At 70.2% G+C, this 17,324-nt stretch carries 19 protein-coding genes; 6 read left to right on the top strand and 13 right to left on the bottom strand.

Annotated features, from left to right (window positions below; translation table 11 throughout):
• The first annotated feature begins 4 nt into the window (after positions 1-4).
• A complete protein-coding gene (locus ACXKZF_RS09760; protein ID WP_074615842.1) occupies positions 5-175 on the top strand; it encodes a DUF3117 domain-containing protein in 171 nt (56 codons plus the stop codon).
• Between the two features lie 221 nt (positions 176-396).
• Here ACXKZF_RS09760 and ACXKZF_RS09755 read toward each other — a convergent pair whose 3' ends face one another.
• Positions 397-1,035 (bottom strand): O-methyltransferase, encoded by a 639-nt coding sequence (locus tag ACXKZF_RS09755; protein ID WP_055953676.1) that lies wholly within the window; start codon positions 1,033-1,035, stop codon positions 397-399.
• Between the two features lie 71 nt (positions 1,036-1,106).
• Here ACXKZF_RS09755 and ACXKZF_RS09750 point away from each other — a divergent pair, with 71 nt between their 5' ends.
• The gene (locus ACXKZF_RS09750; protein WP_055953679.1) at positions 1,107-1,478 is read left to right on the top strand and encodes a twin-arginine translocase TatA/TatE family subunit; all 372 of its coding nucleotides are present in this window, start codon (positions 1,107-1,109) and stop codon (positions 1,476-1,478) included.
• A 32-nt stretch (positions 1,479-1,510) separates the two neighbouring features.
• Here the strand turns inward: ACXKZF_RS09750 and ACXKZF_RS09745 are convergent, their stop codons facing one another.
• The 3 genes from ACXKZF_RS09745 to ACXKZF_RS09735 are packed head-to-tail and all read right to left on the bottom strand — an operon-like array spanning position 1,511 to position 4,502.
• A complete protein-coding gene (locus ACXKZF_RS09745; protein WP_488984078.1) occupies positions 1,511-2,659 on the bottom strand; it encodes an Mrp/NBP35 family ATP-binding protein in 1,149 nt (382 codons plus the stop codon).
• Positions 2,656-3,183: a DUF1003 domain-containing protein gene (locus tag ACXKZF_RS09740; protein ID WP_055953686.1), complete on the bottom strand. Its 528-nt coding sequence runs from the start codon at positions 3,181-3,183 to the stop codon at positions 2,656-2,658. The genes ACXKZF_RS09745 and ACXKZF_RS09740 overlap by 4 nt, the downstream gene beginning before the upstream one ends.
• On the bottom strand, positions 3,183-4,502 hold the full coding sequence (locus ACXKZF_RS09735) for a magnesium transporter (RefSeq protein ID WP_055953689.1): 1,320 nt from the start codon (positions 4,500-4,502) through the stop codon (positions 3,183-3,185). The genes ACXKZF_RS09740 and ACXKZF_RS09735 overlap by 1 nt, the downstream gene beginning before the upstream one ends.
• A gap of 71 nt (positions 4,503-4,573) precedes the next feature.
• On the opposite strand from ACXKZF_RS09735, the gene ACXKZF_RS09730 reads away from it, so the two are divergent.
• The gene (locus ACXKZF_RS09730) at positions 4,574-5,389 is read left to right on the top strand and encodes a YflT domain-containing protein (RefSeq protein ID WP_488984077.1); all 816 of its coding nucleotides are present in this window, start codon (positions 4,574-4,576) and stop codon (positions 5,387-5,389) included.
• A complete protein-coding gene (locus ACXKZF_RS09725) occupies positions 5,386-6,057 on the top strand; it encodes an alpha/beta hydrolase family protein (protein ID WP_488984076.1) in 672 nt (223 codons plus the stop codon). The genes ACXKZF_RS09730 and ACXKZF_RS09725 overlap by 4 nt, the downstream gene beginning before the upstream one ends.
• Before the next feature lie 9 nt (positions 6,058-6,066).
• On the opposite strand, the gene ACXKZF_RS09720 is transcribed toward ACXKZF_RS09725, so the two are convergent.
• The 6 genes from ACXKZF_RS09720 to ACXKZF_RS09695 all read right to left on the bottom strand — a co-directional run bounded on the left by ACXKZF_RS09720 (position 6,067) and on the right by ACXKZF_RS09695 (position 13,020).
• Positions 6,067-6,576 carry a hypothetical protein gene (locus ACXKZF_RS09720; RefSeq protein WP_488984075.1) on the bottom strand — a complete coding sequence of 170 codons (510 nt, stop codon included), beginning with the start codon at positions 6,574-6,576 and terminating at the stop codon, positions 6,067-6,069.
• Positions 6,573-8,279, bottom strand: a complete 1,707-nt coding sequence (locus ACXKZF_RS09715; protein ID WP_488984074.1) for a hypothetical protein — start codon at positions 8,277-8,279, stop codon at positions 6,573-6,575. The genes ACXKZF_RS09720 and ACXKZF_RS09715 overlap by 4 nt, the downstream gene beginning before the upstream one ends.
• Complete coding sequence (locus tag ACXKZF_RS09710; protein WP_488984073.1) at positions 8,276-8,623, bottom strand: hypothetical protein; 348 nt, start codon at positions 8,621-8,623, stop codon at positions 8,276-8,278. The genes ACXKZF_RS09715 and ACXKZF_RS09710 overlap by 4 nt, the downstream gene beginning before the upstream one ends.
• A 96-nt stretch (positions 8,624-8,719) precedes the next feature.
• The gene (locus ACXKZF_RS09705; protein ID WP_488984072.1) at positions 8,720-10,501 is read right to left on the bottom strand and encodes a gamma-glutamyltransferase family protein; all 1,782 of its coding nucleotides are present in this window, start codon (positions 10,499-10,501) and stop codon (positions 8,720-8,722) included.
• Entirely contained in the window at positions 10,498-11,934 is a 1,437-nt protein-coding gene (locus tag ACXKZF_RS09700) for an aminopeptidase P family protein (RefSeq protein ID WP_488984071.1), read from the bottom strand. Before ACXKZF_RS09700 ends, ACXKZF_RS09705 begins: the two co-directional genes overlap by 4 nt.
• Positions 11,935-11,988: 54 nt before the next feature.
• Positions 11,989-13,020, bottom strand: coding sequence for an endonuclease/exonuclease/phosphatase family protein (locus ACXKZF_RS09695; RefSeq protein ID WP_055953704.1), 1,032 nt, complete (start codon positions 13,018-13,020; stop codon positions 11,989-11,991).
• A gap of 118 nt (positions 13,021-13,138) precedes the next feature.
• On the opposite strand from ACXKZF_RS09695, the gene ACXKZF_RS09690 reads away from it, so the two are divergent.
• Positions 13,139-13,999, top strand: a complete 861-nt coding sequence (locus tag ACXKZF_RS09690; RefSeq protein ID WP_055953707.1) for a PHP domain-containing protein — start codon at positions 13,139-13,141, stop codon at positions 13,997-13,999.
• Between the two features lie 325 nt (positions 14,000-14,324).
• On the opposite strand, the gene ACXKZF_RS09685 is transcribed toward ACXKZF_RS09690, so the two are convergent.
• Entirely contained in the window at positions 14,325-15,773 is a 1,449-nt protein-coding gene (locus ACXKZF_RS09685) for a DEAD/DEAH box helicase (RefSeq protein ID WP_055953710.1), read from the bottom strand.
• A 146-nt stretch (positions 15,774-15,919) separates the two neighbouring features.
• Between ACXKZF_RS09685 and ACXKZF_RS09680 the strand changes: the two genes are divergently transcribed.
• Positions 15,920-16,636: a ferritin-like fold-containing protein gene (locus ACXKZF_RS09680; protein ID WP_055953713.1), complete on the top strand. Its 717-nt coding sequence runs from the start codon at positions 15,920-15,922 to the stop codon at positions 16,634-16,636.
• Between the two features lie 51 nt (positions 16,637-16,687).
• Here the strand turns inward: ACXKZF_RS09680 and ACXKZF_RS09675 are convergent, their stop codons facing one another.
• Both ACXKZF_RS09675 and ACXKZF_RS09670 read right to left on the bottom strand, forming a co-directional pair.
• Positions 16,688-16,975, bottom strand: a complete 288-nt coding sequence (locus ACXKZF_RS09675) for a hypothetical protein (RefSeq protein ID WP_488984070.1) — start codon at positions 16,973-16,975, stop codon at positions 16,688-16,690.
• Positions 16,976-16,985: 10 nt separating this feature from the next.
• Positions 16,986-17,210 (bottom strand): DUF3107 domain-containing protein, encoded by a 225-nt coding sequence (locus ACXKZF_RS09670; RefSeq protein ID WP_055953718.1) that lies wholly within the window; start codon positions 17,208-17,210, stop codon positions 16,986-16,988.
• Positions 17,211-17,324: the final 114 nt, after the last annotated feature.

The raw sequence follows: 17,324 nt of genomic DNA, 5'->3' as shown, positions 1-17,324 counted from the left end.
CGCGATGGCAGCCATGAAGCCGCGTACCGGTGACGGACCGATGGAGGCCGTGAAGGAGGGTCGGTTGATCATCGTGCGGGTGCCGCTCGAGGGGGGTGGACGACTCGTCGTCTCCGTGAACGATGCCGAGGCGAAAGAACTTTACGACGTCCTCGGGGGCGTCGTCACCGCCTGACGACCGTCAACGTGTGAAGGCCGGCCCCTCGGGGTCGGCCTTCCGTGTCTTCCGGGGCGAGGGGCTGCGCGGTTTCGGCGGACGATCCGTGCTCCGACTGACCCGATCGTCGTGGGTCGTTGAGTCCGCGCGTGCGCGGGAATGCCGGTGAACCGCGGGGGCTGTCGCATGGGCTCGAGACCGGTGAAGGATCCGTCGAACGCGAGGCCGCGCCCCGACGCTCAGACGTCGGTCGGGCGCGTCGTCAACTGCAGGAGGCCCTCACCGGTGGTCGACAGGGCCCCGATGACGGCCGGCGAGGTCTGCACCTCTTGGATGAGCGAGCGGTAGGCCGTCGTCACGGCGTCGCGCCGCACCGGGTCGGCCACCGCGCCGTTCGCAAGCACGCGGGGGATGAGGACCGTGCCGCCGGCGCGAACCAGTCGCAACCCATGCTCGACGTATTCGATGACACCCTCGGGATCGGCGTCGATGAACACGATGTCGTAAGACGCCTCGTTCATGCGCGGGAGGACATCGGATGCCCGACCGGTGATGAAGCGCGCACGAGCGGCGGGGACGCGCGCGTCGATGAACGCGGACCTCGCGGCCCCGAGATGCTCGGGTTCGTTGTCGATCGTCGTGAGGGTCGCGCGCGGTGAACCGTGGAGCAGCCAGAGGCCGGAGACACCGCCGCCGGTTCCGACCTCGACGATGTTGAGGGCTCGGGATGCCGCCGCGAGGACAGCCGCCTGCGCACCGACCGCCGCACTGATGGGCGCAGCACCCAGTTCGAGAGCGTGCGCCCGTGCGCGAGCGATGTGCTCGGGCTCGACCGTCGACTCCTGCACGAACCGCTCGTTCGCCTGTTGACCGCTCACGTGGACCTCCTCGTTCAGGCTAGACGGCCGATCGGTGCGGGACCCCCAGGCGCGGCCGGTAATCTGGAGGCATGTTCTTCGGGCTCACGATCGAGAAGCTCATGCTGATCGGCGTGATCGCGGCGGTCCTCATCGGACCGGAGCGCCTGCCCCGCTACGCCGAGGCGCTGGCGAAGTTCACCAAACGCGCGAAAGAGACCATGCAGGGCGCGCGGTCGCGCATGCGCGATGAGATGGGCCCCGAGTTCGACGACGTTGACTGGAAGAAGCTCGATCCGCGTCAGTACGACCCGCGTCGCATCATCCGCGAGGCTCTGCTCGACGACACCCCGACCGCGACGATGCGCGCGGCGGGTGCGGCGGCTCTGGCCGCCCGGGAGAAGCCGGAGACGACACCCTTCGTCGCGGGGGAGCGTCCCCCGTTCGACGACGAGGCCACCTGAGCCGACTCTCTCCGGAAGACAGAGGGACCGGGTCAGACGCCGAGACGCAGTGGCTTGCCGGCGAGTCCACGCGGGCGCACCGCGAGGGCCGCGGCGGCGGCGTCGATCGCGCGGGCCGCGGGGTCGTCGGGGTTCGCGATGACGACCGGACGCCCGTCGTCGCCACCGGTCCGCAGGGCGGAACTCAGGGGGACGGATGCCAGCAGGGGCACGTCGTCGTGCTCGCTCGAGAGGGCGCGGGCCACGGCTTCGCCGCCCCCGGCGCCGAACAGGTCGAGCAGCGTCCCGTCGGGGAGGGTCATCGCGGACATGTTCTCGATCACGCCGATGGGTCGCTGACCCGTCTGGCGCGCCACGAGGCCCGACCGGACGGCGACGTCGGCGGCGGCCGCCTGCGGGGTCGTCACGACGAGCACGTCGGCGTGGGGGAGCAGCTGCCCCACCGAGATCGCCACGTCGCCCGTGCCCGGGGGCATGTCGAGCAGCAACACATCGAGATCGCCGAAGAAGACGTCGGTGAGGAACTGCTGCACGGTGCGGTGCAGCATCGGACCACGCCAGGCGACCGCGCCCGCGGCGTCTTCTCCCGGGCGGCGCAGGAACATCCCGATCGAGATGACCTTCACGCCGTAGGCCACGGGCGGGAGGATGAGGTCGTCGAGCTTCGTCGGCGCCGGCGGCAGACCGTCGTCGTCGACCAGGCCGAGCAGACCCGGGATCGAGAACCCGTGAACGTCGGCATCCACGAGTCCGACGCGTAAGCCCCGTGCTGCGAGAGCCACGGCGAGGTTGGCGGTGATCGTCGATTTGCCGACACCTCCCTTGCCGCTCGTCACCGCGATGACGCGGGTGAGCGAATCGGGGCCGAAGGGCATCTCCCGTTTGGCCCGCCCGCCCCGGAGCTTGTCGGTCAGGGCCTTGCGCTCGTCGGGCGACATCACACCGATCCGCACGTCGACGGCGTCGATGCCCGCGACCGAGGCTGCGGCATCCCGGACATCGCGCTCGATGCGATCGGCGGCCGGGCAACCGACGATCGTCAGTGCGATCGCGACGTCGGCGGTCGACCCGTGCACGTCGACGCCGCGCAGCATGTCGAGCTCGCCGAGCGGGCGGCGCAGCTCGGGGTCGGTGACCGCCGCGACGGCCGCGCGGACGCGCTCCGCGAGCTCGTCCGTCACGAGCCGGACCGCGAGTGCTCGTCGTGCTCGTCGAGACGCTCGAGGGCGGCTTTGAGCTCGGCGCGCAGGGTGTCTTTCGTGATGACCTCGTCGGTCAGGTCGCGCACGGCCATCCGCAGCGCGACGATCTCACGAGCGAGGTACTCGGTGTCGGCGAGGTTGCGTTCGGAGCGTTGGCGGTCCTGCTCGATCTGCACGCGGTCGCGGTCGTCCTGTCGGTTCTGGGCGAGCAGGATGAGAGGGGCTGCGTACGACGCCTGCAGCGAGAGCACGAGCGTCAGGGCGGTGAAGCCGATCGCCGCCGAGTCGAAGCGCAGCTCTTCGGGTGCGAAAGAGTTGAAGGCCATCCACACGACGCAGAAGAGCGTGAGCGAGAGCAGGAAGGTGGGCGTGCCCATCGCGCGGGCGACCCACTCGGTGAAGCGCCCGAAACGGTCGCGGGACGGCTGCGGGGCGCGCGGGGCGAGAACCCCTGTGCGCCCACGGGGTGCGTCGAGGGCGGGACGTCGGTTCGTGCGTGCCATCAGCGCCTCCTCGGGGTGTGCGGGACCTGGGTGGGGATGCTCCGCGTCGCGAGCTGCCTCGTGGTGGTCTTGGGTGTGGGATCGTCACCGTCGTGCGTGCGCCAGTCGTCGGGCAGCAGGTAGTCGAGCACGTCGTCGACGCTGACGCAGCCGACGAGGCGATGCGCCTGGTCGACCACGGGTAGCGACACGAGGTTGTAGCTGGCGAGCAGGCGCGCCACCTCGGCCGCGGTGGCGTCGGCGGGAACGGGCTCGAGGGTGTCGTCGATGATCGCGCCGAGTCGCTCGTGCGGCGGGTAGCGCAGCATCCGCTGGAAGTGCACCGTTCCCAGGAGCCGCCCGGTGGGCGTCTCGTACGGCGGGAGGGTGATGAACACGGATGCCGCGAGTGCGGGGTGCAGCTCGTGACGGCGGATGAGGGCGAGAGCCTCGGCCACCGTGGCATCCGCCGACAGCACGATGGGCTCGGGCGTCATGAGACCACCGGCGGTGTCGGGCCCGTACTGCAGAAGGGCGCGCACGTCGTCGGCCTCGTCGGGCTCCATCAGCTCGAGCAGCTGTTCGGAGCGGGACTCGGGCAGCTGGCCGAGGAGGTCGGCCGCGTCGTCGGGCTCCATGGCATCCAGGATGTCGGCGGCACGCTCGTCGCCGAGCTGTTCGAGGATGTGCACCTGCTCGTCTTCGGGCATCTCTTCGAGGGCGTCGGCGAGGCGGTCGTCGCTGAGCTCCTCCGCCACCTCGATCAGACGCTCCTCGGGCAGGTCGAGGAGGGTGTTGGCGAGATCGGCGGGCTTGAGTTCGGAGTAGGTCGCGACGAGCTGTTCGGCGGACTGCGCTTCGCCGGGCGTCTGGTTCTCGCGCACCTCACCCCAGGCGGCGAACGTCGTCGCCCCCTTGGCGAACGGGGAGGCGCTCGTGCGGGGGCGACGCAGGAACAGCTGGCCCACGTCCCATTCGCCGAGGCGGTTGCGCTCGATCGCGACGTCTTCGATCACCGCGCTGCCGGAGCCGTCGACGAGGCTCACGCGGCGCCCGAGCATCTCGGCCATCACACGCACCTCGCCACCGCGCTGCTGGAAGCGGCGAACGTTGATGAGGCCGGTCGTGATGACCTGACCCGACTGGATGGAGGTGACGCGCCCGATGGACACGAACACATGTCGACGGCCGGGGATCTCGACGACGAGCCCCACGACGCGCGGCGCCGCCGACGCGCGGTAGATCACCACGACGTCGCGCACCTTGCCCAGACGGTCTCCCGCCGGGTCGAACACCGTGCAGCCCGTCAAACGGGCGACGAAAACCCTCTGCGTGCTCACCGGTCCAGCGTAGTCCGCAGGTCTCGGTGAACACCTCGGGAACGGTCAGGCGCGCGTGACAGGATGGTGAAATGAGTATGTTCGCGCAGCGTCCGGGTGCCGGTCGCGACGACGTCGGCGAGAAGATCGCTTCGTTCCCGACGTACGAGCAGGCGCAGAAGACGGTCTCGTCGCTGATCGCCGGCGAGGTTCCCGCGCGCGACATCGCCATCGTCGGATCGGGACTGCGGTCGATCGAGCGCATCACCGGCAAGCTCGGCTACGCCACCGCCGCCCGCTCAGGCGCCCTGAACGGCCTCATGCTCGGTCTGCTCTTCGCATTCATCTTCGTCCTCGGGACCCCGACCGTGCAGATCTCCGCCTTCGTCGGCGTGCTGCTGGTCGGAATGGCGCTCGGCATGCTGCTGAGCCTGGGCACCTACTCGATCGTGCGCCGTCGTCGTGATTTCGCGTCGGTCATGCAGGTCGCCGCCGACCACTACGACGTGTGCGTCGCTGCGGGCAGTGTGCACAAGGCTCGGGGCATCGTCGGACCCACGGGAGCGCAACGCACTGTCGTGTCACGACCCGCTCCGGATGACGCAGCGCCGCCGCGATACGGCGAGCGTGTGACGCCGGGGACCGAGGCCCCCGCGGCCGCACCTCGTCCTCCGGTCACCGCTCCCGTCGGCGAAGTCGGGCCGCCGCAGTATGGGGAACGCGTGTCGCCCCGGGGCGATGCCCCGGCCGCTCCGCCGCGCCCGCCGGCCCCCACGGCGTCTCCCGCCTCGCCGCCCGCACCGACCGGTGAGGAGCCGCCCCGGTACGGCGAGCGCGTGACGCCGTCGCCTCGCGGGGACGACGACACCCCAGCCGCCGACGGCGGCTCCACGCCACCCTCCCGGTGAGCACCCAGTCCGTCCGCATCCCCGTCACTCTGTCGACGGGCGCCTCCGAGGTGTCGGGGCTGTGGGCACGGGCGCAATCGCCGGCGGCGCCGACGATCGCCCTGGCTCACGGAGCGGGCGCGGGCATGGAACATCCGTTCCTCGCCGGGTTGGCGGACGCCCTGGTGGCGGACGGTGTGTCAGTGTTGCGCTTCGTCTTCCCCTACGTCGAGGCCGGACGCCGTATGCCCGGACCCGCGGCTCACGCCGTCGCGACGTGGGCGGGCGTGCAGGCGTGGCTCGGCGCAGCGGCCCCCGGTCGTTGGGCTGCCGTGGGCAAGTCGTACGGCGGGCGGATGGCGTCGGTCGCGTGCGCCGAGGACGTCATCGCCCCCGCAGCGCTGGTCTATCTGGGTTACCCCCTGCACCCGCCCGGCCGGCCCGACAAGCCGCGGCGTGAGCATCTGCCCGCCATCGCGGTTCCGCAGCTGTTCGTCGAGGGGGAGAACGACCCGTTCATCGATCCGAGGGCGCAGTTCGATGAGGTCGTGGCCTCGTGCCAGGATGCCCGGGTGCACTGGGTCGTCGGCGGCAACCACTCGTTCGAGGTGAAGGGCGCGCGGCGGCCCGCACTCGAAATCGGCGCGGGGCTGGGTCCGGTGGTGGGGGAGTTCGTTCGCGGGGTGTGAGGGGTGTTCCTACCGCCCGCGGCCACCCGATGACTCGCGAGGTCGGGTGGCATCGGGGAGGAGGCCGCAGCGAGAGATCGCAAGGAGTTCGACGGCCGGGCGGTCGCCCGCCAACGCGTTCTCGACGCTGACGGTGACGCCCAGGGGCTCGTAAAGCACGTCTACGTTCGCGAACGAAACCTCGATCTGCGTGTCGCGTACCTCCCAGTCCTCGCCCAGCAGGCCGGGCAGCGTCTCGATGAATGCGTCGATATCGAAACCTTCCGGGACATAAACGAACCAGTGCCCTGTGAAGAATGCTCCCTTGCGATTCGACAAGAGCAACGGGTCGCCGCACGAGTACGGCTCGCCCTCGGGCTGAGGTGCCACCTCCTTCGGGTCGGGGATGACTGCCACGACCCGACCAAGGGAAGAAACCACTTCTTCCCGGACGGTGTCATAGGTCGGTTCGTTCACGCCGCATCCTCCGAGTCCGAGCACGGCTGCCAGTGCCAGGATGGCGCTGACTGTACGTTTCATGCCGTTCCCTCCTTCAAGATCTTCTTGACGAAACGGAGCACGTCCCCGTTCACATTCTCGTCGTTGCTCATCAGAGCGTTGTGGTGATCCACACTGTCCTTCATCACGAGGGGCGAAGCGCCGGCGAGCTTCCACGGGTCGAATCCTGGCAGTCCGGTATCGACGACCTGCACTCCTAGGAAGCTTTCGGGGGCGATGTCGAAACCCACGTACCCGAGGCGTTGGCCGGCGTAGTAGCGGTTGATGTCGTCCGGACTCTGCGCGGCGTAGTAAGCGGTTTCAGAGGAGGGGACATACGGACCCACAGCTCCGACAGAGGCCGCCATGAACCTGGAATCGACTGTCCCGCCGTAGCGCTCGGCTGCACTCCCGACCGCCCCCGCATATGAGTGCTCGTAGCTCATGGTCCATAGGTCGGGGCGCGCGGCTGAGACCCCTCGAATGAAGTTTGCGTACTCGGGCGCCCTATTCGCGGCGAAGGTGTTGAGCTGCGGTCCGTCGAGCAGAAGCGGACTGAGCTGCGGCATTGGACCGGTCATCACGGTGAACGACACCACCGAGCCCGAGCCTTCGCGCACCTGCCACTCACCGAAGCCTGTGACGTGGTTTCCGTCGTAGAAGGAGTCGGCCGTCGTATTGGTACCCGGCACGACGAACAGCGCTGATTTTGCGCTAGACGGATCCCCCGACATCTCGATGAGCGAGCCGTGGTCGGGGTCCCACGCGTACAACTGCTTCTGTGTTGCCATCACAGCTTCGAAGTACGCCACCTCCCGATCGATTGCGTCGAGGTCTGCGGAGGGCACGAAGCGTCGCGGCGCGTCACCTGAACCGGGACGACCGAGCGCGCGGTCGCGTTTCGCGCGGAGCTCGGTCAGGTGGCCTGCGGCGCGGGCACGGTTGGCCGCGACGCGATCGGCGAGGGCGACGCCGTCGAGGTTGCCGATCAGGGCGGGGACCCCCGCGATGAGCGCGGCGGCGACGGTGGGGGACAGGCCCGACCACCATTCGGCCACGGCTTCGGGTCTCCCGCGTCGGATGATGTCGGCCCACTCCGGGTGCTCGCGCAGAAGCCGAGCGGCATCCGTGGCCTCCCCGCGGGCGAGGCGTTCAAGGAGCGGGACCGCCGCGTCGTCGAGGATCGAGGTCGAGGGGGCTGTGAGTGCGGCTTCGTCGACGGGGAGGTCGCGGGTGAGGGTCCATGAGACGTCGGGGATCGCGCGCAGTGTCGCAGCGCATGCGCGTGCTGCGGCATCCCATCCATCGATCAGGGCGGCGCAATCTCGGCGGAACTCGACTTGTCGTTCGGCGTGCGCGATGTCGTCGAGACGCCGACCGAAGTCGTCGCTCGCCTCGGGGAGGGAGAGGCTCGAGGTTGCCGTCTGCTCGCGAAGTCGTTCGATCAGGGCGTCGCGTCGGCGGTTCGTCGCCTCGAGTTCGTCGGCGAGCGTCTCGAGCGCTGCTCGCGCGCCGCGCAGGCCCGTATGGATCTCGGCGGCGGCAGGATCGAGTGGACGCAGGCTCTGCTGCAGCGCGGTCGCTTCGGGTGCCCGGTACACACTCGACAGCAGCCCCCAGGTGAACAGGATCCGATCGGCCGATGGTTTCGTGGCGGATCCCGCGGCCTCGACGGACATGGCGAGTCGACGCAGCTCGCCGGGATCGGCGGGGCAGACGGGGACGTCGTCGATCGAGGGGGTCATGGACGCGCCCGCCCGAACCGCGCCGGATCGAACGGCGCCGGGTCGGCGTCGGCGCGCGACGTCGTCGAGGCCATCTCGTCGTCTGCCTCGACGTACGCGAGGATGACCGATCGGAGGGTCGCAAGGGCTGACCGACCCCGCGACACGATGCCGCGCGACAACTCGACCCGAGCGTGCGTGACCTCGTCGAACGCCGCTCGCGCAGACGGAAGGCCGCCGAGCGCGCCGCTCAGCGCCTCGACAGCATCACGCAGTGCGCGCGAGCGATCGAGGGCGTCGTCGAGGGCGAGACGGACACGATCGGCGATGCCGATGATCTCATCGGGCTGCACGGAGAACGACATCCCCGGATGCTAATGAAGACGACCGCGCGCCCGTTTCCCGCCTGTGGACAACGGCATGGAATTCACCATCGCGCTCGCCCGAAGACGAACGCGGGATCAGCGTCCGGCGGCGTATCCCTGCGCACCCCGCGGGTTGGCAGCGGCCCACAAGACACCGTCGACATCGCGCCCGACCGCGGTCACACGCCCGAGCGACCAGTCGCCCGTGCGGCGCACCCGGTGACCACGCGCTCCGAGGGCGGTGATCACCTCGTCGCCGAGGCGATCCTCGACCGTCGCGCCCGCCGGCATCCAGGTGCGCGGCCAGAACGAGTCGATGAGCGCGGTCGTGTTGAGCGTCGGCGCGTCGATCGCCTGCTGGCCGGAGTACCCGCCGACCAGCAGACGCAGCAGGACAGGCAGCTGCCACTGGTCCTGCTGGTCGCCGCCGGGTGAGCCCATCGCGATCACTTCCGTGCCCCGCGTCAGCACGGTGGGTGTCAGCGTGGTGCGCGGTCGTCGGCCCGGTTCGAGGGATGCCGGGTGACCCGGCGTGAGCCACGTCGCCTGCAGCCGCGTACCCAGGCAGAACCCCAGTGAGGGCACCGTCGGCGACGACTGCAGCCAACCGCCCGACGGGGTCGCCGACACGGCGTTGCCCCACCGGTCGATCACGTCGATGTGGCAGGTGTCTCCGCGCGTCTGCCCCGAACGGTCGACGGTCGGCTCGCCCGTCGACCCGTCGGCCCCGACCGCGTCGGTACGAAGCGGAGGGAGACGCGGTGGTCGTCCGTCGGGCGATCCGGGGCGCAGGTCGGTCGAGGCCTCGGGACCGATGAGCGTTCGCCGCGCGGCGATGTAGTCGTCGTCGAGCAGGGCGTCGATGTCGACGGCTCCGTCCGTATCGCCGAACCACGCGTCGCGATCGGCGTACGCGAGCTTCTGGGCCTCGAGCAGAAGGTGCGCACCGTCGACCGTCGCGGGGTCGAGGTGCGTGTCGTCGGCATCGTCGATGAGGCGCAGCGTCTGCAGCAGGGCGGGGCCCTGCGACCACATGCCGGCCTTGTAGACGTCCCACCCGCGGAATCGCACGGTAACGGCGGGCTCGTACCCCGCACGCCACGAGGCGAGGTCGTCGGCGTCGAGGACGCCGGGGTGATCACGGCCGTCGGCGTGCCGGTGCGGACGCCGGATGAACGCCGCCGCCTCGGGCAGCACCTCGGTCATCCACCGCGATCGCGCCGCGTCGATGCGTGCCTCGCGGTCCGGCGCGTCGGATCCGGCGGCGACGAGACCGTCGAGGACGTCCGCCCACACCGGGTTCTTCAGGACCGTGTCGGGCGCCGGCGGCGAGCCGGTCGGCATCCACCGCTCCGCCGATGTCGGCCAGTGCGCGCGGAACAGGTCGGCGACCCGCGCGATCGTGGCCGCGGCCCCCGCGACGAGCGGGTGTCCGTCACGGGCATAGCCGATGGCGTAGGCGATCGCGTCGACGAGCTCCCACGTGCCGTGATCGCGCAGGAGTAGCAACCACGCATCGACGGCGCCGGGAACGGCGGCGGACAGGCCGCCCGCTCCGGGCACGAGGTCGAGACCGCGCGAGCGGAAGTGGTCGATGCTCGCGGCCGCGGGCGCCGGGCCCTGGCCCATCAGAACCTGGGGGCGGTCTTCTCCCGCCGGCCGGATCAGGGCGACGAGATCGCCACCCGGACCGTTCAGATGCGGCTCGACGACGTGCAGCACGAACGCCCCGGCGACGGCGGCGTCGAACGCGTTTCCCCCGCGCTCGAGCACCGCCTGGGCGGTCGCCGTGGCCGTCCAGTGCGTAGACGCCGACATGCCGAAAGTGCCCCGCAGGGTCGGACGCGTGGTGAAGGATGCCGGTGGCGTGAACGTCATCGCGAGAGCCGGGCGATCCACTCCTCGACCTCGTCGGCGGTGCGCGGGATCGCCGCCGACAGATTGACCGGTCCGTCGGCGGTCATGACGATGTCGTCTTCGATGCGGGCGCCGATGCCGCGGTACTCCTCGGGGACGGTGAGATCGTCGATCTGGAAGTAGAGCCCCGGCTCGATCGTGAACACCATGCCCGGCGCGAGCAGACCGTCGTAGTACATGTCGCGACGCGCCTGGGCGCAGTCGTGCACGTCGATGCCGAGATGGTGGCTCGTTCCGTGCACCATGTAGCGGCGGTGCTGGCCGCCGCTGTCGGCGTCCAGAGCCTCTTCGGCGGTCACGGGGAGCAGACCCCACTCAGCCACGCGCGCGGCGATGACCTCCATCGCGGCCTCGTGCAGGCGGCGGAACGGCACCCCCACCTTCGCCGCGGCGAACGACGCGTCGGCGGCTTCGCGGACCGCCTCGTAGACACGGCGCTGGACGTCGGTGAACGTGCCCGACACCGGCAGCGTCCGTGTGATGTCGGCCGTATACAGACTGTCGACCTCGACGCCGGCGTCGACGAGGATGAGGTCGCCGGGCGTGACCGCACCGTCGTTGCGCGTCCAGTGCAGGTAGCACGCGTGCGGACCCGACGCGGCGATCGTGTCGTAGCCGACGCTGTTGCCGTCGGACCGGGCACGCTGGTGGAACACGCCCTCGACGAGACGCTCTCCGCGGGGGTGCTCGATGATGCGGGGCAGTTCGGCGACGATGTCGTCGAAGCCGCGTCCGGTCACCTCGACGGCCAGGGCCATCTCGGCCAATTCGTACTCGTCTTTGACCAGACGCAGCTCCGAGACGAACCGGGTGACCTCGTCGTCGTCGCCGACGGTGAGATCGTCGTCGCCGGGTTGGAAGTCGGAGAGGTGCGCCGTGGCGATGGCGAGGTCGGCGGCGACGCCGTCGAGCGCGGGGCGGGGACCGATCCAGAACTCGCCGACCGTGGCGTCGGAGTAGAACTCGGCGGTGGTGCGATCGGCACGCTCGCGGAAGTAGAGCACGGCTTCGTGTCCCTCGTCGCGCGGTTCGAAGACGAGCACGGCGTCGGGCTCGGCGTCACGGCCCCACCCCGTCAGGTGGGCGAAGGCGGAATGGGCGCGGAACGGATAGTCGGTGTCGTTGCTGCGCTGCTTGAGGCCCCCGGCGGGTACGACGACCCGCCGACCGGGGAACGCCTCCGACACGCGCGCGCGTCGATGTGCGGCCCACGCGGACTGCTCCCGTGGCTCGGGAAGGACGTCGGGATGCTCCGCCCAGCCGGTCGAGATGGTCTCGAGGAAGCCGCGGGGGAAGGGCGCCTTGCGATTGCTCGGAGCGTCGAGGGGCTTGGTGTCGTCAGCCTGGGGGTCGGCGGTCGGCGCGGTCGTGTCGCTGGTGGAGTGGGCATCCATCGTTCCAGTCTCGCACCGGTTCGCGACGGGCGCACGGATGCCACGGGTCTCGGTTCAGCCGGAGGTGCGCTCGAGCTGGACGACGATGGGGCGGTGGTCGCTGCCCGAACCGTCGAGCGAGCGCATGACGACGGAGCCCGACACGGTCCAGTCGGGGGTCGCCATGACGTGGTCGATGGGGGCGCCCAGCATCGCGGGGGCGTCCGTCGGCCAGGTGCCCACACCGCCGTTCCCGCTCTCGGATGCCGTGTCGTGACAACGCCCGAGCGTGCCCCCCTCGACGCCCATCCCCGTCATGTGGTCGAGGGTCGCGTTGAAGTCGCCCGCGAGGATGACGTTGTCGCTCGCGCACTGGTCGGCGAGCCACTGCAGGTCGCTGCGCCACTGCGTCATGTAGTCCCGCCGCGGAGCGACGGCGTGGGCTGCGACGATGATCGGACCGTCGCCGGACGTCGGCATGGCGACCGCGCTCGGCACGGTCGAGGTGTTGCTGGAGCCGTCGAGCGACGATTCGATGACGGAGTAATCGCCCAGCTCGGGGCGGATCAGGACGGTGGTCGAGGTGGCATCCCATCCGGTGATCCCGTATTCGCCGTACTCCGCGTGGTGCGCCCACATGGGTTGGCCCATGTCGCGCATCATCTCCGCCACCTGGGCGCCGGTGTCGATCGTCGTCTCGGGGAGGGTCACGACGTCGGCCTGCATCCCCACCGCGAACTGGGCGATGGACTCGGCGGAGGTGGCCGACCCGGCGGTGTTCCAGGTCATGACGCGCAGGCTGGTTTCCGTTTTGGCGGGGAGGTCTTCGGATCCGAGACCGCGCTGCGCGAGCACTGCCGCGTTGACGCCGCCGGAAACGCCGAAGATCAGAGCGAGCACGAGGGCCAGCGCCCGCACCGGGCGGATGAGCGCGAACAGCAGCATGAGCAGTGTCGCGGCGATCATCACGGCAGCCAGGGGAGCGCGGAACGAGACCACCTGCGCGATCGGGAAGACACGTTCCACACCGAATGCGGAGGGCCACGTCAGCACCGCGGCGCCCGCCGCCACGACGAGCGCGACGAGGGAACCGAGCAGTCGACGCACGCACCCGACCTTAGGTCAGACGTCTGGGAGATCGACCGACGTCGGCCGGATGCCGCCTGCGTGGTGATGACGGGTGCGGCACCGTCCGGGCGGGGGAGCGGAGCGCTACGCTCGATGGGTGCCGCATGCCCCTCGATTCACCGGACCGAGCGACCTGCACCTGCACTCGTCGCACTCCGACGGCACGGAACCCCCCGCCGAGGTCATGGCGGCGGCCCACCGTTACGGCCTGCGCACCGCCGCCCTCACCGACCACGACACGACGTCGGGATGGGCGGAGGCGGCCGAGGCGGCGACATCTCTCGGCATGACGTTCGTGCCCGGTATGGAGCTGTCGTCGCGTCACCGCTGGCGCAGCGTCCACCTGCTCGCCTACCTCGTGGATCCAGACGACCCCGCGCTACGGGCGATGACCGATCGCATCCGGTCGTCGCGCGTGGATCGTGCGCAGATCATGGCCGAGCGCATCTCGCGCGACTACGACATCGCGTGGGACGACATCGTCGAGCAGACCAGCGATGGGGCCACCGTCGGGCGCCCGCACATCGCCGATGCCTTGGTGGCTCGTGGGATCGTGGTCGATCGAACTGAGGCGTTCGCCGGCATCCTGCATCCCGCGGGCGACTACTACGTGGCGCTCTACGCCCCGGATCCCGTCGCGGCGGTGGAGCTCGTCGTCGGCGCGGGCGGTGTGCCGATCATCGCGCACCCGGCCGGGCGGGCTCTGCTGCCCGACGGTGTGCTGCAGTCGATGCTCGACGCGGGCCTCGCGGGTTTCGAGCTGGCGCATCGCGAGAACCTGCCCGAGCCGACCGCGTTGCTGGCACGGCTCGCCGCGGAGCGCGATCTCATCGTGACCGGGTCGAGCGATTATCACGGCCTCGGCAAGCCCAACGTACCGGGCGAGAACACCACCGCCGATGACATGGTCGCGCGCATCTTCGCCCTCGGCCGCGGGACGGCGCCGGTCTACCCGTAGACGGTGAACTCCCCGCGCGGGCGGCTCCTGTCCGGCATCCGTTGAGTGACGCGTTGCGCGATTCGGGGTTGTCGTCCGGCGTCGGTTGAGGAGCACGGTTCGTGGCTCAGGGGTTGCCGTCTGGCATCCGTGAGAACGCGGTCCGCGGGGGAAACGCGCGGACGAGGCGTTTTCGCGGGCGGATGCCGTTTCTCGCGGGGCGCGCGCGTGCCGCAGGCGCGCGCGGCCGGTGCCGCAGGAACGCGGGACGCCCGCCGCGCCGCCGGGGGGAAAGGACACGGCGCCGACCCCCGGAGGGATCAGCGCCGTATCGAGGTGCGGTGCGTCAGGCGACGGGGGCCGTCGGGGTGCCGGAGCTGCCACCGCTGCGGCGGCGACGGCGACGACGCGGGGCCGCATTGCCGTCGTGGTGCTCCTTGCCGGCGCCGTCGTGCGTGCCGGCGCCGTCCTCGTCGCGGGGAGCCGCCTCGCCGGCGGCCGTGGCACCCGTTGCACCTCGACGACGGCGACGACGCGGACCGCTCTCGCCCTCGGCATCCGCGGGGCCGTCGGCCTTCTTCTCGGGCCTCGGTGCGACCGCCTTCGGCGCCGTCACGAGGCGGCCCTTCGTGCCCTCGGGGATGTCGAGATCGGTGTAGAGGTGCGGGCTCGACGAGTACGTCTCGGTGGGTTCGGGCTGGCCGAACTCGAGGGCGCGGTTGATGAGCGCCCACTTGTGCAGGTCGTCCCAGTCGACGAACGTCACCGCGATACCGGTCTTGCCGGCGCGACCGGTGCGGCCGGCGCGGTGCAGGTAGGTCTTCTCGTCATCGGGGATGGTGTGGTTGATGACGTGGGTGACGTCGTTGACGTCGATACCGCGGGCGGCGACGTCGGTGGCGATGAGGACGTCTCTCTTGCCGGCCTTGAACGCGGCCATCGAACGCTCGCGTGCTTCCTGGCTCATGTCGCCATGCACGGCGGCGGCGTTGAAGCCGCGGTCGCCGAGCTCGTCGACGAGCTTCTGCGCGGCGCGCTTGGTGCGGGTGAAGATGACGGCCTTCTCGCGACCGTCGGACTGCAGGATGCGGGCGATGACCTCGTCTTTGTCGAGCGAGTGCGCGCGGTAGACGAGGTGCTTGATGTTGGCCTGGGTCAAACCCTCGTCGGGGTCGTTGGCGCGCATGTGGATCGGGTTCGACATGAACCGGCGCGCGAGGGCCACGATCGGGCCGGGCATTGTCGCTGAGAACAGCTGCGTGTGCCGCACGGGCGGGACCTTCGAGAAGATCTTCTCGATGTCGGCGAGGAAGCCGAGGTCGAGCATCTTGTCAGCCTCGTCCAGCACGACCTCGGTCGCGCTCGAGAGGTCGAGCAGGCGCTGATTGGCGAGGTCGATCAGACGACCCGGCGTGCCGACGACGATCTGCGCGCCGGCCTTGAGCTGGTCGATCTGGCCCTCGTACGCCTTGCCGCCGTAGATCGCGACGACGCTCGTGGGGCGGTTGCTGGTGAGCATGTCCATGTCTTCGTAGACCTGGACGGCGAGCTCGCGGGTGGGAACCACGATGAGGGCCTTCACGCCCGGCTCGGGGTTCGGTCCGAGGCGCTGCACCACGGGGATTCCGAAGCCGAAGGTCTTCCCGGTGCCCGTCTTGGCCTGGCCGATGATGTCCTGGCCGGGGAGACCGAGGGGGATCGTCTGCTCCTGGATGGGGAAGGCATCGATGATGCCCTTGGTCGCGAGGGCGTCGACGATGTCCTGGTCGACGCCGAGCTCGGCGAATGTCGTCATGAGGTGCCTGTTCCGGCGGCGAGAGACCGCCTGGGAGTCGAATCCACGCCCTCACTCGTCCACAGGCGCAGGGTCCCGATCCGTTGTCGGGACCCGACCACTCTACCCGGCGTGTCTCCGGAGGCCCCGACGCCTAGGCTGTCTACGTGTTCGCGTGGTTACGTCGTCGTCAGCGCCCCGTGGGCCGCACGCTCCAACTGCGCTCGCGCGGTGATCTCGGCGAGGCGATGCGTGTCGACTTCGCCGAACTCGCGCCCGACGTCGAGACCTTCCTCGGACAGGCGGCCTACCTGCAGCTGGGGTTCTTCGAGACGTTGAGCGAGCTGATCGCCCTCACTCCCGAGCTCGCCGAGAAGGAATCGCTCTCGCGGGCGGCCGGTGCGGCCCTCATCAAGCACCAGGAACTCGTCGCGCTGATCCGCGACCGGGGAGCCGATCCGACGCAGCTCATGCTGCCGTTCCGCGAGTCGCTCGACGCTTTCCGCCGCAACACCCACGGCGTGCGCCCGCAGGAGACGATGCTGACCGTGCACATCACGGCGGGCCTGCTCGACGACTTCTACCTCGCGCTGTCGTCGAGCTACGGAGACACGGGGAGACGCGTCGCCCGCATCCTGCAGGCCGACGATGACCGGCAGGCGATCGTCGACATCATCGCGGCGACCATCGACAGCGATGAGGAGTGGCGTTGGCTCCTGGCCCTCTGGGGTCGACGCCTGGTCGGCGACACGCTGCTCGTCGCCCGCGCAGCCCTTCGGCACGGGCACCTCGATCGCGCCGATGAAGAGAAGGTCGAGCCCGTCTTCAGCGAACTGATGGGTGCGCACGCACGACGGATGGATGCCATGGGGCTGGCCGCCTGACGCGGACCCTCGCGCGGGACGGATGCCATCGACCGCGCGGCCTGACGCCCGTCAGACTCCGAGCCGCGCGCGGTCCGCGTGGTCTCGAGCGAGACGCGCCCGGGTGACGAGCGGGACGAGAGCGAAGGCGGTCGCGGTCGGTGCGATGACGGCGACGAGCCACAGGATGGGCGAGTCGACCCCGAGCCCCATCCACGTGGCGGCCGTCCAGACGACTCCGGCCGCCGCGGCACCTGCGAGCGGCGCCAGAAGCGCCCCCCGCAGTCGGCGGTGCGGTAGCGAGAAGTGCGCGGCGAGTCCGATCACGGCGCCGATGATCAGGCCGAGCAGGATCTGCACGGTCGTGGACTCAGGCGACGAAGCCGACGCGGCGCGACTCTTCGGTGCCGAGCTCGACGAAGGCCAGGTTGGCGGTGGGGACGAGGTAGGAGTTGCCCTTCACATCCGTGAAGGCGACGTGGCTGGCCGAGGAGTCGAGGGCCGTAGCGACGGCGGTCTTGACGGCGTCGGAGCTCTCATTGGTCTCGAAGTTGAGTTCGCGGCCGGTGTTGGTGATGCCGATGCGGATCTCCACGATGCGTCCTTTCCTCGCGGGGCCGCGGTCGGCCCTGCTCGTCCTTCGACTCTAGGGCAGGCGTGCGGGGCGACGACCCGGTGGGGGCGGCGCTTCGCGGACGGCGAACGCCCG

This window comes from Microbacterium sp. ABR10 (assembly GCF_057812175.1).
Note: the sequence above shows the minus strand (reverse complement) of the source record. Positions and strands in the feature narration are given on the sequence as shown.

Coding starts and splice junctions, on each gene's coding strand:
- ACXKZF_RS09760 (WP_074615842.1), top strand. CDS start 5: ATGGCAGCCATGAAGCCGCGTACCGGTGACGGACCGATGGAGGCCGTG.
- ACXKZF_RS09750 (WP_055953679.1), top strand. CDS start 1,107: ATGTTCTTCGGGCTCACGATCGAGAAGCTCATGCTGATCGGCGTGATC.
- ACXKZF_RS09740 (WP_055953686.1), bottom strand. CDS start 3,183: ATGGCACGCACGAACCGACGTCCCGCCCTCGACGCACCCCGTGGGCGC.
- ACXKZF_RS09730 (WP_488984077.1), top strand. CDS start 4,574: ATGAGTATGTTCGCGCAGCGTCCGGGTGCCGGTCGCGACGACGTCGGC.
- ACXKZF_RS09720 (WP_488984075.1), bottom strand. CDS start 6,576: ATGAAACGTACAGTCAGCGCCATCCTGGCACTGGCAGCCGTGCTCGGA.
- ACXKZF_RS09715 (WP_488984074.1), bottom strand. CDS start 8,279: ATGACCCCCTCGATCGACGACGTCCCCGTCTGCCCCGCCGATCCCGGC.
- ACXKZF_RS09710 (WP_488984073.1), bottom strand. CDS start 8,623: ATGTCGTTCTCCGTGCAGCCCGATGAGATCATCGGCATCGCCGATCGT.
- ACXKZF_RS09705 (WP_488984072.1), bottom strand. CDS start 10,501: ATGACGTTCACGCCACCGGCATCCTTCACCACGCGTCCGACCCTGCGG.
- ACXKZF_RS09700 (WP_488984071.1), bottom strand. CDS start 11,934: ATGGATGCCCACTCCACCAGCGACACGACCGCGCCGACCGCCGACCCC.
- ACXKZF_RS09685 (WP_055953710.1), bottom strand. CDS start 15,773: ATGACGACATTCGCCGAGCTCGGCGTCGACCAGGACATCGTCGACGCC.